The sequence below is a fragment of the Serratia sp. CY55921 genome (assembly GCF_052167655.1).
GTDB classification, from domain to species: Bacteria; Pseudomonadota; Gammaproteobacteria; order Enterobacterales; family Enterobacteriaceae; genus Serratia; species Serratia ureilytica.
On record NZ_JBJNMU010000010.1, the window covers coordinates 23,758 to 38,137 of the forward strand.

The 14,380-nt window shown below is 57.5% G+C and carries 16 protein-coding genes and 1 pseudogene; 11 read left to right on the plus strand and 6 right to left on the minus strand.

Annotated elements, in window-relative coordinates; genetic code table 11:
- Positions 1-26: 26 nt before the first annotated feature.
- Together ACJ8M3_RS23790 and ACJ8M3_RS23795 are read left to right on the plus strand one after the other, a co-directional pair.
- On the plus strand, positions 27-203 hold the full coding sequence (locus ACJ8M3_RS23790; protein ID WP_185742248.1) for a hypothetical protein: 177 nt from the start codon (positions 27-29) through the stop codon (positions 201-203).
- Between the two features lie 179 nt (positions 204-382).
- Positions 383-637: a helix-turn-helix transcriptional regulator gene (locus ACJ8M3_RS23795; protein ID WP_128869033.1), complete on the plus strand. Its 255-nt coding sequence runs from the start codon at positions 383-385 to the stop codon at positions 635-637.
- Between the two features lie 57 nt (positions 638-694).
- Here ACJ8M3_RS23795 and ACJ8M3_RS23800 read toward each other — a convergent pair whose 3' ends face one another.
- The 6 genes and pseudogenes from ACJ8M3_RS23800 to ACJ8M3_RS23825 form a co-directional block, all read right to left on the minus strand.
- Positions 695-898 carry a plasmid partition protein ParG gene (locus ACJ8M3_RS23800; protein ID WP_128869034.1) on the minus strand — a complete coding sequence of 68 codons (204 nt, stop codon included), beginning with the start codon at positions 896-898 and terminating at the stop codon, positions 695-697.
- Complete coding sequence (gene parA / locus ACJ8M3_RS23805; RefSeq protein ID WP_060445473.1) at positions 895-1,521, minus strand: ParA family partition ATPase; 627 nt, start codon at positions 1,519-1,521, stop codon at positions 895-897. The genes ACJ8M3_RS23800 and parA overlap by 4 nt, the downstream gene beginning before the upstream one ends.
- 418 nt (positions 1,522-1,939) lie before the next feature.
- Complete coding sequence (locus tag ACJ8M3_RS23810) at positions 1,940-2,230, minus strand: helix-turn-helix transcriptional regulator (protein ID WP_435958783.1); 291 nt, start codon at positions 2,228-2,230, stop codon at positions 1,940-1,942.
- 202 nt (positions 2,231-2,432) lie between these two features.
- Positions 2,433-3,608, minus strand: a complete 1,176-nt coding sequence (locus tag ACJ8M3_RS23815) for a MalY/PatB family protein (protein ID WP_442514762.1) — start codon at positions 3,606-3,608, stop codon at positions 2,433-2,435.
- A gap of 1 nt (position 3,609) precedes the next feature.
- Entirely contained in the window at positions 3,610-5,049 is a 1,440-nt protein-coding gene (gene nhaC, locus ACJ8M3_RS23820) for a Na+/H+ antiporter NhaC (protein WP_442514763.1), read from the minus strand.
- Positions 5,050-5,194: 145 nt separating this feature from the next.
- Positions 5,195-6,205 (minus strand): annotated as a pseudogene (locus tag ACJ8M3_RS23825) (LacI family DNA-binding transcriptional regulator).
- Positions 6,206-6,574: 369 nt separating this feature from the next.
- On the opposite strand from ACJ8M3_RS23825, the gene ACJ8M3_RS23830 reads away from it, so the two are divergent.
- The 9 genes from ACJ8M3_RS23830 (at position 6,575) to ACJ8M3_RS23870 (ending at position 14,048) form a co-directional block, all read left to right on the plus strand.
- The gene (locus tag ACJ8M3_RS23830; RefSeq protein WP_442514764.1) at positions 6,575-7,219 is read left to right on the plus strand and encodes a DNA methyltransferase; all 645 of its coding nucleotides are present in this window, start codon (positions 6,575-6,577) and stop codon (positions 7,217-7,219) included.
- A gap of 16 nt (positions 7,220-7,235) precedes the next feature.
- Positions 7,236-7,457, plus strand: a complete 222-nt coding sequence (locus ACJ8M3_RS23835) for a hypothetical protein (RefSeq protein WP_060432392.1) — start codon at positions 7,236-7,238, stop codon at positions 7,455-7,457.
- A 424-nt stretch (positions 7,458-7,881) separates the two neighbouring features.
- On the plus strand, positions 7,882-8,307 hold the full coding sequence (locus tag ACJ8M3_RS23840; protein ID WP_060432393.1) for an antirestriction protein: 426 nt from the start codon (positions 7,882-7,884) through the stop codon (positions 8,305-8,307).
- Between the two features lie 58 nt (positions 8,308-8,365).
- Positions 8,366-8,764 (plus strand): DUF1380 family protein, encoded by a 399-nt coding sequence (locus tag ACJ8M3_RS23845; RefSeq protein WP_442514765.1) that lies wholly within the window; start codon positions 8,366-8,368, stop codon positions 8,762-8,764.
- A gap of 662 nt (positions 8,765-9,426) precedes the next feature.
- The gene (locus tag ACJ8M3_RS23850) at positions 9,427-9,717 is read left to right on the plus strand and encodes a ribulokinase (RefSeq protein ID WP_435958777.1); all 291 of its coding nucleotides are present in this window, start codon (positions 9,427-9,429) and stop codon (positions 9,715-9,717) included.
- A gap of 86 nt (positions 9,718-9,803) precedes the next feature.
- Entirely contained in the window at positions 9,804-11,858 is a 2,055-nt protein-coding gene (locus ACJ8M3_RS23855; protein WP_442514766.1) for a ParB/RepB/Spo0J family partition protein, read from the plus strand.
- Positions 11,859-11,900: 42 nt separating this feature from the next.
- Positions 11,901-12,341 carry a conjugation system SOS inhibitor PsiB gene (psiB, locus tag ACJ8M3_RS23860; RefSeq protein ID WP_442514767.1) on the plus strand — a complete coding sequence of 147 codons (441 nt, stop codon included), beginning with the start codon at positions 11,901-11,903 and terminating at the stop codon, positions 12,339-12,341.
- Positions 12,338-13,063 carry a plasmid SOS inhibition protein A gene (locus ACJ8M3_RS23865; protein ID WP_442514768.1) on the plus strand — a complete coding sequence of 242 codons (726 nt, stop codon included), beginning with the start codon at positions 12,338-12,340 and terminating at the stop codon, positions 13,061-13,063. Before psiB ends, ACJ8M3_RS23865 begins: the two co-directional genes overlap by 4 nt.
- Positions 13,064-13,619: 556 nt before the next feature.
- The gene (locus ACJ8M3_RS23870; protein WP_435958773.1) at positions 13,620-14,048 is read left to right on the plus strand and encodes a dehydrogenase; all 429 of its coding nucleotides are present in this window, start codon (positions 13,620-13,622) and stop codon (positions 14,046-14,048) included.
- Positions 14,049-14,380 lie beyond the last annotated feature (332 nt).

Consider the following 14,380-nt stretch of genomic DNA (forward strand, 5'->3'; position numbering starts at 1 on the left):
CTTCTTGACTTGGGGAGTAGGTGGTCATGATGAAAACGGTCGATCTTTATATTAAATTGTTTTTTGGCGCCGTTGCTGGAGGCATCACATTCTTTTTACTGTTTCACTCATTCTTTAATATGCGTGCAGGTTATGCTTTGGGGATGTCACTGGGAATCGCGGTTGTCGCGTTTATCATTGGGATAAACTCCCGTCGACGCTAAGTAAGCACTGAATGGCCGATAGGTAAAAACAAAAGGCCGGTCAAGTGACCGGCCTTTTGTTTTCCCTGGTGTTTCCTGGCGTACTGCATGGTTGGTGTTTTTGATGTTTAGTAACTCTAAACAAGACTAATGTTAAGTGATGCTAAACATGTCGTCAATCCTTTCTATGACGGCAGACTATGGTTCCCCAACGACTGAAAAACGCCCGCCTCCGAGCTGGCTATACGCAGGAAAAACTGGGTGTCCTGGCGGGTATTGATGAAGCCACCGCTCGTTCGCGGATCTCCCAGTACGAAAGTGGCACCTACACGCCGGCGTTCACGACGATGTGCGCCCTGGCACGCGTGCTCAACGTGCCGGAGTGCTATTTCTACATTCTGGATGAGGAATTTGCGGAGAAAGTTTTGGGATTATATGATGCTGAGAGTATGTAATCATATGATGATGTGGTTTATGTAATCCTATGATCCTATCATCATAGGATTGTCTAATCATTCATTATCCTTCAGCCAGTTACTTATCAACTCTATAGTAATCTCGGTCATTTCCTTATCTTGCTTCAGACAAGCTAGCTTAAATCTTTTATGTAGCTCTTCGTCGATATTCATCTGCAGTTTCTTGGTCAACCCCTTTGGTGCATGAATTGCCTGCAGAGCCGGGTTCAGCTGCTTATGTTGTCCCAGTTTCATCTTCATTGGATCAGCTCCAGAATTTCTTTGGTCATTACATCTATTTCCCCTTTCGCCTGGCTGTCTGTCGTGTCATAGACTGTGCCTCCATCAAGCATTGTTCTGATGTATGCCTGCCGCTGGCCAGTCCCGGTTTTCAGTGCTGGAATCCCTGTATCGGCAATGGACTCTTTGAGGACTTCAAGCATTTTTGCAGACGACACTTTTTTGGTTATCAGGAACCTGGCTTTTATAGGTTGTAGATTTTGTCTTGCCTCAATAACTGCAATGATTGCGCTGCAAGCTGCGAAGTCTAACGGTGAAGGTGTTACCGGGATTAGAACGAGATCGCTAACCATTACAGCAGCAGATGAGATTGCCGAAATCGCTGCTGCACCATCAATGATGATGAAGTCATATCCTGTAAGCTGCTTCCGAACGGTATAAACTTCCTTCTCAGAAGACGCTTCAGCCAGATCGAACTTGCATTTATCTTCCTCATACCAGTTGCCAATACTTGCCTGGGGATCAGTATCGACAACAACTACACGGAAACCTTGTTTGGCCAGGCAAGTAGCAACGTTGATAGACGTCGTGGTCTTCCCGACCCCTCCCTTGCCATTCAAAAATGAAATTACGTTAGTTTTCATAGTAAACCTCTCAGTGGCATAATCCTGTAATCCTCGATTGATATAATCTCATGATTATTTGATTATGTAAATACAGGTTCCTGTAATCCTGTAATCCTGTAATCCTGTGGGGTTCGCGCTGTGTATTATGCTCTTGCAGCCTTGCCTACCTCATAACCATACTCAGTGAAGCCAAGAAGCTATATATCAGCACGTGTGTTATCGGGGTAAGGTGAAGTAGGGAGGATGAAATTTGGAAAAGATGCCGCAGTTGTTCTGTTGTATTAGGCGACCATTATTCTGACCAACAGGACAGAATAATGATCGCCTACTAGGTACGCTGCGCAAGTATACGGTTTAGTCCAGACCGATTATCTTGCGGTAGACTTGAACTGATCTTGTAGCAAATAGACCAAGTTGCAGCGCTACTAAGCTTTGGTTAAGCGACTTGGATATCTGTATCCTGCATATTAATTTTAATCCCCATCATTGCCATAGTGAGCCTCACCTGGACGACGCTGGTGACGGCAACCAGGTTGGATAATTCGAGTTTTTGACGCGCCTCCTGCAGCACTTTACGCACGGTCTCAGGTGAGACGTCGCGCAGGTCTGCAATGGTCGTGATGGCCAATCCCATGGAGTACAGGATACAGGTCATTGCTTGTGTCGGCGTTAACTCGGGGAATAATTCAAAGTAACGCGCAAATTGTGCAGTCTCAACAACAGCCATTTTAGCCTTCCATCTAGTGGTCCACGGCCTGTCAGTGGTCTGACAGTTCCTTGATGGTCAGTACCCGCTCGAACCTATGCCTGGTCGATGCGGGCCCTGAATGACTTCCCCGGTGTTGAGTGTGCCCACGCAAAGCTGGGCACTAACTATCATCATTATCCGGCCCCGAGTTGTGTGGTCTGCGCCGTCGGGTGCCTGTTGTTTAAGGGGGAAGTTTGGCCAACCCTCTGATTGCGTCTTCAAGGTACTGACGAGGGCAGCCCAGATTGATGCGGATAAATCCCTTCCCCTGGGAGCCGAAGCTGCGGCCCATCGAGGGCGCGATCTTCGATGTGTGGATCAATGCCTGTTGTAAGGCATCGTCATCCAACCCCAGGGCGCGACAATCCAGCCAGGCAAGGTAAGTGCCTTCCGCCCGGGTCATTTTGCACCAGGGCGCGGCATAGCCTAACGCCTGCTCAAACCAGCGCCGGTTATCAGCCAGATAGCGCTGCAAATCGTCAAGCCAGGCCTCGCCGTGCTGATAAGCCGCAGTGGCTGCCGTCATCGACAGCGCATTAAAGACATCTAGACCATGGGCGTTGAGGCGGTCGATGAACGCCCCTCGCATCCGGGCATTGGGGATCAGGAAATTCGAGATCCGCAGTGACGACAATCCAAACGTTTTGCTGGGCGCGGTAGCAGCAATCACCTGTTCCCGGCAGTCCTTATCCAGGTGCAGGACCGATGTGAACGTCTGCCCGGGCAGCAGCAGGTCTGCCCAAATTTCGTCAGAGATAACGGTCACGCCATGGGCGCGGCAGAGCGTCATCAACTGCGTCAGTTCGTCATGTGTCCAGCAGCGTCCGGTAGGGTTGTGCGGATTGCACAACAGTAACAGCGGGGGCGTGTGTTGCCGGAAGCAGCTTTCAAGCTGGGAGAAGTCGAATTGATATCCCTGAGGGCTTTCTGTCAGCGGATTCTCGACGACGTTTCTACCGTTCATGGTAATGATCTTGGCGAATGAGCCGTAGTAGGGTCCTTGTATCACAACGGCATCGCCCGGGTTACTGAGCATCTGAATAAGGAGAGCCAGGCCGGGAACGACACCTTCGACCGACGTAAACCATTCTCGCTTCAGCTGCAGGTTGTGCCGCTTTGAGAACCAATCCATGGCAGTCTGGTAATAGTGATCGTCTCGTTCGCTGTAGCCAAATATGCCGTGGTCAACCCGGCTATGCAGTGCATTTTGGACTTCAGGGGGGCACTTGAAGTCAAAATCAGAAACCCACATGGGTAACAGATCGCTGCCATCCAACTGAAGATAGTGCTCTATAAAGTCCCACTTCACCGAGCCGGTGTTATGGCGGTTAATTACCTGGTTAAAATTGGTCTTCACGTCAGGCATCCTTCTGCTGCAGGTCATTTTGAGGCTGTGTCCTGGCAATGCCGAAGCCGGTAAAGCCATAAATCAGCGCAAACACAACGGCGGCGTAGCATTGGACTGCCCATGGCAGTAAATCCAGCGTGCTGACCCCCAGGGTAGTCGCCATATAAATACCCGCCGCCGTCCATGGGATCAGCTGCTCGATGACGGTGCCGGCATCTTCAACAGTTCGTGACAGGTTCTTATTATCCAGCCCCATGCGGCGATACGCGCCTTTGAACAGCTCAGCCGGTATAAGCAGGGCAAGTTTCCCGTCACTGGTGGCGCCGGTTACGAGGATAGTGGTCGCGACGGTGGCGGCAATCAATTGGCCTGTCGTATGTACTACCTTCAGCAGTCGATTGATGATGATGGTCAGGGCGCCGGTCAGCGTTAATGCGCCGGCGAATGAGAACGCGCAGAAGACCAGCAGAATGGTGCTCATCATCGAGAACATACCGCCGCGGTTAAGCAAACGCGGAACATCGTCAACGATCCCGGTTACGTTGAATCCCTGGGCGGAAAACATGGAGAGGTTGAACCCGTCCATTAGCGCGTTTAAACCTTGCTGCAGGCTGAAGCCCTGGAGGGCGACGCCAATGGCAATGGCCAGTGCACATGCTGCCAGCATGATGGGGATCACCGGGCGTTTGGTCACTGCACCCCACAAGACGAGGGCAGGGGGCAGGAGCAAGAGCGGGTTGAAGTGATACAGACCTTCAAGAGCGTTGACTATCGCGGTCACTTTCTCGGGCGTGGCCACGTCGCCAACGGCGCCGGTATGTCCGGCGATCAGATAGACGATGGCCGCCAACACGAAGCTGGGCAGCGTGGTGTACATCAGGTGTTGAATATGGCTATAGAGGTCGGTGTCCGCAACGATGGCCGCAAAGTTCGTTGAGTCGGACAGCGGGGAAATCTTGTCGCCAAAATAGGCGCCCGAGACAACCGCGCCGGCGGCAGCGGCCAGGGGAACGTCCAGTCCTGCGGCAACGCCCATCAGGGCGACACCGACGGTACCCGTCGCGCCCCAGGAGGTACCGGTACATACGGATATCACACTGGTGATGAAGAAAGCCGCGATCAGGATATATTGCGGACTGATCAGCTTTAAGCCCCAGTACACCATGTACGGAATGGTTCCGCTGATCATCCAGGTGCCAATCAGGCCGCCCACGCAGATCAGTATCATGATCACCGGCATCGCCTTCGCCAGCTTGGAGACGATCGCATCGATAATGTCGTCCCAGCGGTAACCTTGCCACCAGGCCAGTGCGGCCGCAATGCCGGCAGAAACCAATAGCAGGGGCTCTATTCGCAGACCAAACTGCCCATAGCCGATAATAAGCAACAACAACATGGCCACAATGGGCAGCAGCGCTAAACCCAGGCTCAGCGTTTTTTTGTCATCCATGTACAACTCCAGTCAGGGGGTAATTACTCAAGCGTAACTAATAAGTTTCGTAGGGGATGTGAGCGCGGATGGGTGTTCATGTAATCGGTTTCATGAGGTTAGTTAATGTGATGCAGATCTCAGATAAATCGCTTGTCTTGTTGGCTCAGGTCATTGTTTGCGATGGTGCTACGGAATCTCTGAGGATGATTTCAGCGGTATAGCGGTTGTTCTGTGGCGCTGTATTCATGCCTGTGTTGAGCTGAAGGGCGAGCCTGGCGGCACGCCTTGCCATTTTTTCCACGGGGTAATGCACCGTGGTCAAAGAAGGATGAAGATACTTGGCCAGGGCGATGTCATCAAAACCAATAATCGATATGTCATCCGGCATTCTTATCTGTTTCTGATGGAAGGTGCGGATCATGCCGGCGGCTATCACATCGTTAAATGTGGCCACTGCAGTAAAATGTTGCCCGCTGGCCAATAACTGCTCTGCTGCACGTTCGCCGCCTTCTTCATTGAAGGGCACGCTGATGATCCAGGTGCTGGGGACATGGATGCCGGCGCCGGCCATGGCCATACGGTACCCCTCGAGCCGATGTTTTTTATCGTCGATCGGCAGATCGGCTGTGATTCAGGCGATCTTTCTGTGACCATTGTTGATCAGCATCGTGGTTGCGGCTTGCGCGGCGCTGACATTATCCAGCCATATGCAACGATTGGCGATAGCGGGTAAATAGCGATTGACCACAACCAGGGCCGGCGTGTGGGCCGCGTATCTCAATATGTCCGCTTCATTCATTCGGGTGACGTGCGCAACGATAGCCTCACATCCCTGGTTTATCAGGAAGTCGAGGCCGCTTTTTTCCAGCTCGGCCTGATGCCCCCCGCTGCAGACCATCAACCTGACGCCTTCTTTTCGCGTGACATCTTCGACGCCCCGCGCCAGGCGCGAGAAAAACGGATCATCGAGGTTACCGGTGAGTAACCCCAGCATATTGCCGCTTCGCTTTGCCAGCGCCAGTGCCGCTGCATTCCGGTGATAGTTAAACTCCCGCATTGCTTTCTCCACCCGTTCGCGGGTTACGGGTTCAACAAAGGCGGTGTTGTTGATCACTCTGCTGACGGTGGCGGCGGATACCCCCGCGCGGCGCGCAACGTCTTTCATGGTGGCCATGCCTTATCCTGTTGGTTTTCTTCTGTTCAAACTCCCGGTTAAGTGTAGCTGCTGAGGATGTCGCTACGCTCCGTTTTCCTTACCGCCTTGCGGCGGCCGATCATTTATCCGGATCTTCCCTCCGCGGTGGTTACCGCACACCTGCAGCCCGATGACATATTGGCAGCCCCCGCTGAGAGCGTGGCGGCGGGCTGTGCCCGGCCTTCAAGCCGCTTTCGCGGCATAGCCTCGCCGGCGATACCCCCGCCAACTCGGTATTCCACGGTCGGCCTGACACGCGGCGGTGCCTGCCTGCCATGACATCGGGCAGCAGGGAACGGGGGCCGTACCGACCCCCTCTTGCACCCCTTGAATGGCGAGGTATTCCTTATGTCCCGATATGTCCTGGGTGATTCCGTGCAGGTGATGGCCGGCTTTCCGCCAAACAGCATCGATTTTGTGCTGACCGATCCCCCTTACCTGGTCGGTTTTACCGACCGCAGCGGCCGCAGTATCGCCAACGACAAAAACGATGAATGGGTGCGCCCGGCGTTCCGTGAAATGTTCCGGGTGCTCAAGCCCGACAGTCTGGCGGTAAGTTTCTATGGCTGGAACCGGGTTGATACCTTTATGGCTGCCTGGAAGCAGGCCGGTTTCCGCGTTGTCGGGCATCTGGTGTTTACAAAACCTTATGCCTCAAAATCGGCCTTTGTCGGCTATCAGCATGAATGTGCGTATATCTTGGCGAAAGGGCGCCCGGCATTGCCGGCACAACCGCGCTCTGACGTTCAGCCATGGGAGTACACCGGTAATCGCCATCATCCTACGGAAAAACCGGTCTCAGTCCTTCAGCCACTGATTGAATCGTTCACGCAGCCCGGCGCGATAGTGCTGGACCCCTTTGCCGGTTCCGGTTCGACCTGCGTCGCCGCAGCCCAGGCCGGCCGCCGCTATATCGGTATCGAGCTTTTGGCGCAGTACCGCGCTATCGGTCAGCAGCGCTTGCAGCGTCTGCGCACCCTGAACGCGGCGTAAACGAGGAGGATCAGCGATGAATTACACCGGAAATGAAGAGCTGCGCGCCGCGATTGCGGCACTGTCCAACGACATGTGTGATCTGCACCTGCGGCTGCGGGGACTGGTGAGTACGTATTACTGGAACAGTGACGTGCTGGCAGAGCGCCTTGCCGGCCATATCCTGCGGGACGCGCACGATCGTTACGTCGAAATTTATAAGACGATCAACGAGCTGGAACACCATTTCAAGGATTGAACGACAGGCTGGATACGATCGGGCAGGGGAAACCTGCCCGGGTTGCCTTGCTGTAAGCCTGCGAACGCCGGGGCGCATCGAACGCCCCGCGTCCGTTGAACCGCCACGCGGCACTTGCCGGCGAAGCCGGCGCCGCAACGGGCGCAGGCTGGGCCTGCCCACACCTCTCTAAATTCTTTTCCTTTGACGCTCTGGTGTGGTGACGGCCTGTGCCGTACCCAAACGCTAGTCCGGCACGGTTGTGGCACAAGGGCCGCGATGCTCGCCGTCGGCACCCGTTCGCGCCCGTTACGGGCATTCAGCCGCGCAACGGGCTTGCGCTGCGGCTTTGACGGCGCCCTTGTTCCCCGCCCTCAAGGCCGGCCTTTCGAATGGGTACGGTACCGGCCGGTGTCGCGAACCCTGAAACTCTGGAGGTAGTTCCATGCAACATGCTCATTCCATCACGCTGCAGGTATGCGAATCCGATCGTCTGTCATTCCTGCCGGATATGTTCGGCGATGATTTTCTCTCAGCCGAAATGCAGGTGTATTCGCTCGCCGATCGCTATCTGCCGCAGTACACCGGCGGTTTCTGGCTCTTCATCCGTTTACCGGAGGGCGGCGGCTATATGGCGCCCGATAGCGACCGCGTACACCTGATCAACGCCGATAACTGGTTTGACAAAACCGTCAGCGGCGACGCCGCCGGCATTGTACTGACTGCATTGGCCATCAACCGCCGATGCTGGGTGCATCACGATCGGGGCAATGCCGGTCTGGTGCAACTGCTGATGCAGCGGGAAGAGCAACTTTGGAACTACATCGAGACGCACCCGGAGCGCGGCGACATCATTCGCGCGCTGGATTGACAGGATTTTCACCGAGGGCGGCATGGCCGCCCTGTAAAAAATAATGAGGAAAAATAATATGTTCGGCAGTGTTAAAGAAGTGGCAGCGGAATTGTTCCGTGAGTACGGCAGCGAAGAACCGATCACCGTGCTGATATGGGACACACAGTCAGTGCGGTATGCCCTGGAGAAGCACAATCCCACCCCTCAGGATGTATTGGCGATACTGGAAACCATGGGCTGTACTGACATTGACGAATATCAGCGCCGTGGCATAGGGCATGAATTTGTGGCTGAAGTCATGCTGGGGATCGTGGAAGCCCGAACCGCAACAGGTAACGTAACGGTCAACAAGCTGGAATTACAGCGGTTGTTACATTTTGCCGCCAACCGGCTTGATAGCGACCGCGCCGAGGAAATGACGGAGGATGAGCGGGAGGCCATGCACACCATCGACGGCTTGCTTAATCAGCTCTGATCTGTTGCCGTCCTGCGGTATGTAGGGCGGCATAGAGGTTTGCCTGTGAGAGCGCGAAACCCCCTTGCCGCCGCTTGCAGCGGCTGGCAGGCGAGGCGTGCGGCTGCGCCGCCCGCTGACGCTGCCATTCGGAGAATGTACCGGACTTGCCTTTCTTGTCTGGTATGTTCAAGGATATCTTTCCTCTTCCTCTTTTTTCTGTTTCACCAGGTACTTTGCGAATGCGGTAGTGCCTGGGCGTCCGGGCGCGCTGTCGTGCTGCGCATGGCGCCGGCTTGCCGTCGCCACCCTGCGGGCTTCCATCACTGACGCCAGGGCACGCTTGCAGCGGCAAGCTTGCCGCGCCGCGCAGGGAACGCACCGCGCCACAGGCGCTTTAAGGTCGCCCCTCCGGTCGCTGTCGCGCCGGCGTGTCGGGTGGGTGCCCGTTCATCCTTCCGTGGTACACCTGCCGCAGTGAGCCTTCCCGTCGCGGCTGATAACAGCACAGCGCTTCGCTTAGCGACAAGGGGTGAAGTGCACTCCGCCAAAAACTTTTCCTCCCTGCGGTCAAAAACTTTTTGTCTCCGCCCCTTGCCGACGCTCCCCGCCGCGCTGACTCAGCCTTTTCGCGACGGCGAATACTCACAGCGGCATCAATCAACCACCCGGAGGAATCCAACATGCAACCACAAAACGTCAACAGCGCGACAACGAAGCCTACAGCAGCATCTGCACAGACCAACAGTGCCCTGACCATACCGCAGGTGTATGACCTGTTTTGCTATGTGAAGGCGGTGTGCGGTCGTTCAACCGGCACCATTGAACCGCCGGTCGTACCGGCAGGGGCGGAAGAGGTGTTCGCGGACTTTGGGGATTTCGACACCATTTCGGTGTGGATCGTCGGGGGCTGGCCGGTGGCTGCCAGCGATCAGATGACCATGACCCACTGGAGCCTTAACTGCGGGCGATAAAAAAGCGGCATTGCAGCCGCTTTCTCACCGCCAGTCCTGACGCCATCGGGACTGGCACAACACGTGATAACTGAGAGGAAACCACTATGTCTAACATCGAGTCTACCTTACCGGCCAAGGGCAAAACAACCCGCCCGGCCAAATCTACAGCCAAGAAAAACCCCCTCGCGGAAAAAATCGAGGCGGCGCTGGCCAAGGCCGTGCGCAAAACCGCCACGCTTGGCCAGCTGGTGCTGACCGATTTGAACGTGCGCAAGAAAAAATCCTCGCAGGCGTCGATCGAGGGGCTGGCCGCCGCCATCCGTTCAGCCGGTCTGCTGATGAATCTGGTCGTGTTCGAAATGGACGATGGCCGCTACGGCGTCGCCGCCGGTGAGCGCCGCACGTTGGCGCTGCGCTGGTTGATGGAACAGGAGAGCGACGCCGACAAGACCACCCCGGACGGCATCGTGACCGACGATTACCCGGTCGAGGTGCTGGTCGTCAGCAAGGCGATGGCGCGCGTGGTGTCGATGATGGAGAACAGCCAGCGCGAGCAGATGCACCCGGCCGATCAGGTTACGGCGTTCCGCGACCTGTCGGCAGACGGGCAAACTCCGGCACAGATCGGCGATCTGCTGGGGTTCAGCACGCGCCACGTTCAACGCTGTCTGCGTCTGGCAACGATGGCGCCGGTGCTGCTCGATGCGCTGGCCGACGACCAGATCACCCTCGACCAGCTGCAGGCGCTGTCGGCCACCGACGATCATCAACGTCAGTGTGACGTCTGGGACAACGCGCACGGCTGGGCGGCTGCGCCGCAGCACCTGCGCGAGGCGGTGCTGAAAGGCGAAGTTTCGGCCAAAGACAACAGCCAGCTGGCGTTCGTCGGGCGCGAGGTCTACGAAGCGGCGGGTGGCACTTTCAAATTTGACCTGTTTACCGACGAGGGCTTTTTGACCGAACCGGCGATGCTGGAGCGTCTTGCCCGTGAAAAATTGCACGCGCTGGCGCAGCAGGTGGCCGAGGACGAGGGCTGGAGCTGGGCGGAAGGGCGCATTTCGGCCATTAAAACATGGGGTGAGGATGCGGAGCTGTATCGCGAGCTGGCCGAACCGCAGCCGGAATTTACCGCTGACGAACAGGCCGAGATCGCCCGTCTGAAAGCGCGGTTCCGCGAGCTGGAAGCGGCATTCGAGGCGGCGGATGCCGATACCGATACCCACGCGCTGAACGTCGAAAGCGACGTTGTCGAAGCCGATATTGCGCGGCTAACCGCGCAGGCAATCGTCCGTGCATGGCCGCAGGCGATGCGCAGCAGCAGTGGAGTGGTGGCGTCCCTGCGTAACGGGGAGGTGGTTTACCAGCGCGGGATCGTGCTGCGGGCGAGCGAAGCAACCGACAAATCCGGGGATGACAACGGCGAGGGCGCAGCGACCACTGAAACGACGGCACCGAAAACCAAGGAGAAAGGGCTGTCGGCGGCGCTGATCACCAGCCTGTCGGCGGAGCGCACGCTGGCGGTGATGGGGGCGCTGGTCGAGAACCCGACCGTGGCGCTGGCGCTGCACACCCACACGCTGGTCGTGAAGGTGTTCGGTTCGCGCTACGCCGGATCGCTGCTCCAAACCAGCCTGACCCCAAAACGGGCGGAGCTGCTGACCAAAGCCCCGACGGCGGAAGGAAGCCGCGCCGATCGCCAGCTGGGCGAGCTGCACGCGCAGTGGGAGGCGAAATTGCCGCCGGAATGGAATACCGATTTCACATGGTTGCTGACGTGGGAACAGGCCGAGGTCGTGGCGCTGCTGGCGTACAGCGTCGGCCTGTCGCTCGATGCCGTGCAGCTGTGGCCTGCGAAGGATGGCAAAGTCGGCGATGCCCTGACGCCGCTCGAGCACGCGCTGGACTTCACGCTGCGCGACTGGTGGCAACCGACCAAGGCCAATTACTTCGGGCGCATCAGCAAGGAGCTAATGAGCGATGCGCTACTTGACGGTGGGAAGGTGGCGCAGGCGGCCTCGGTGCTCAAGATGAAGAAGGGCGACGCCGCGCAGCTGGCCGAGGATGAACTGACCGCCAGCGGCTGGGTGCCGGAGTGCCTGCTGCCGGTGGCCGAGGACACCACCACTTTACAGGGCGCTGACAACAGCGCCGCCGCGTAACCGACAGGGAGCTGCCGCCCTGCGGGGCGGCAGAAAACAGCGATGAAAAATGCATTCAATCTGGAAACACTGACGGCAATGAGCGCCGACGAACTGGAGCAGTACCGCGATCGGGGCAGGGATTACCGGGTGATGCTCAACTGCGCGGTGCTGAGCCAGCTGGCGTTGCCGGAGGGCTGGCACGTGGTGGCGGAAGAGGGCTGCGAGTTCTGCGGGCGCGTGCCGGTCGTGTGCCGGATAAGCCCGGCTGGGGATGAGGCGACGGCGCTCTATTTGTGCAGCGCGGGGGCGGAGGTGCCGAACTGGTCAATGACGCTGCCGTTTGACGGCGGTCAGTCGCTGGCGTGGCTGTACCTGGATGAGCATTACACCCCGGCCACGGTCAACCGGGTGCTGCATACCGTGGCGGGCTATTACCGGCTGGGGTTCTGGCGGCCGGAAAAGCTGGCGGTCGCGCTGCGGATGGGAGGGCATTGCCTGTGATCCCCCATCATCTCGCTTTGGTGCCGTGGCACCCGTACCGGCAGGCCGTCTGGCAAGCCATCGCACAGGTCGAAGCCCGCCGTGAAGCGGGCAGGCGGTTATCTGCCTACCCGTATGCCACGGCGTTTTTCCGCCAGTTAACCGGGCGGCTCACAATTTCAGCCAGGGATATCCGCATGATAGACGTGACCTACCGGCCCGGCGATCGTCGCCGCGCCACGCGCAAGGAAGACTATATTGATGCACTCGACACGCTGATTGCCAGCCGGGGCGAGCACTGTTATTCCCCGTTGCCGGGCGACACCCGTGACACGCTGTTCCCGGAAGTGAACCGCCGCCGCCGTCAGCGATTCGAACACCGACTGACGATGAAACACACCCGTCAGGCGCGCATCGATGCCACACTCCGGCGGCACAAGCGGCGACGTTACCAGGTGCGGCTGGCGCAGGCGGAAGTCGAGCTGGCATTCATCACGCCGGGCGAGCTTGACCGCTGGGTACGGCGTGCGCAGCAGCAGGGACTGGCCGAGGATGACCTGAGCGGGCTGGTGATGGCGTGGACGGCGCGGTTTCCCTGTCTGGCCGAACTGGATAGTTACCTCTGGTCGGCCATGCCATTTTGGGAGGCGCGTCTTCAGGTCAGTCTGATCAATGCTGAGTTATCCGCTGAAGCGCATATCGATAACGCGGCGCGGCTGCCGAATCGCCTGGTAGGCCGCTAACCCCTGGACAACAGGCTGCAGTGGCTACGCCACTGCGGCTTGTTGCTCTCTCATTCCTGTGCCAGGTATGCATCTTCTTTTGACAGGAGGCGTGGCGGCTGTTGACGGTGCCACGGCGACAGTCGGGCATGGATGTGCTGCTTCTGAACGACTTGCCTGGCGAGACGATGCAGCGGTGGGCGTCCGGGCGCGCTGTCGTGCTGCGCATGGCGCCGGCAAGCCGTCGCCCCCCTGCGGGCGTCCATCGCTGACGCGAAAGGCACGCTTGCAGCCGGCGGTGCCGGCGCCGCTATTCACTGTTCCCCGGTTACCGGCGATCGCTAAGGACGCCCCGACGTTCCGCCGTGTCGAGGGTTTTCATTCTCATCTTACTCACCAGTGGCCATTTCTCTGCGAATTTTTGCGGAGGGCTGTTCGTAGCACCATCCCCGTTCTAAAAACAAGGTACTGGCAAGCCACGCCTCCGGCGCCCTTGTTTTTCTCCTGGTCTGTCGCTTCTTCGCCCTTTGCCGCAAAGAACTCGCTGAGAGATGGAACCTAGAAGGAGCAAACCAGAATGAAAACCAACAACGTCAAAACCGCCGCTGCAGAATCTGCCGAGAGATGTGAGGAATTTTGCGAACCAGATACCCCTGAGCCGTGGGAAAAGCCCGGCGTGCAATATCCCGCAGCCGTTCGAGCGATGGAGATGGAGTTTCGCTATTTAGACGACCTGAATGATCTGTATGCGCAAAGCAGCACGTCCCACGACGAGCTGGAGCAGGCACTCTATGAGATTTTCAGGCGGATGACAGAGCGCGTCCAAAACTGCGGGGCTGACTATAAACTCCCGGACAAACCGCGGGTTGCCTACGAAATGATCCAATATTGGATCAGAGGGCAACGGGTAGCGCAACGCTGCTTCGGTGAAATCGGTCAGCGCGCCTGGGAGCATGCTCGCTACCGATTGGCGCTCGAGATGGCAGTGGAGTATTCGTATAACTAAACCGCTATGGTCTTCCTCTGGTGGCTGGCCGCACTCATCCAGCCATCAGCCCTACTCGTCTAGCCAGCCGCAAGCGGTTGGCAAGTCTCGCCGAACCCCTGCGGGTTTCGGGCCCGCCGGCTCAGGTCTGAAAGCCAACAGCAACGTCAAAAGCATGCGCTTGCAGCCGGCAGTGCCGGCGCCGCTTTTCACTGTTCCTCGCCTGGGCGAGGAACGCTGCAGACGCCCCGGCGTAATAACGCCGTGTCGGGTGTGTTCATTCTCTCTTGATATGGAGGTTATCTCCCGTCAGACCCTTACGCGGAGGGCTGTTCGTAGCACCATCCCCGTTC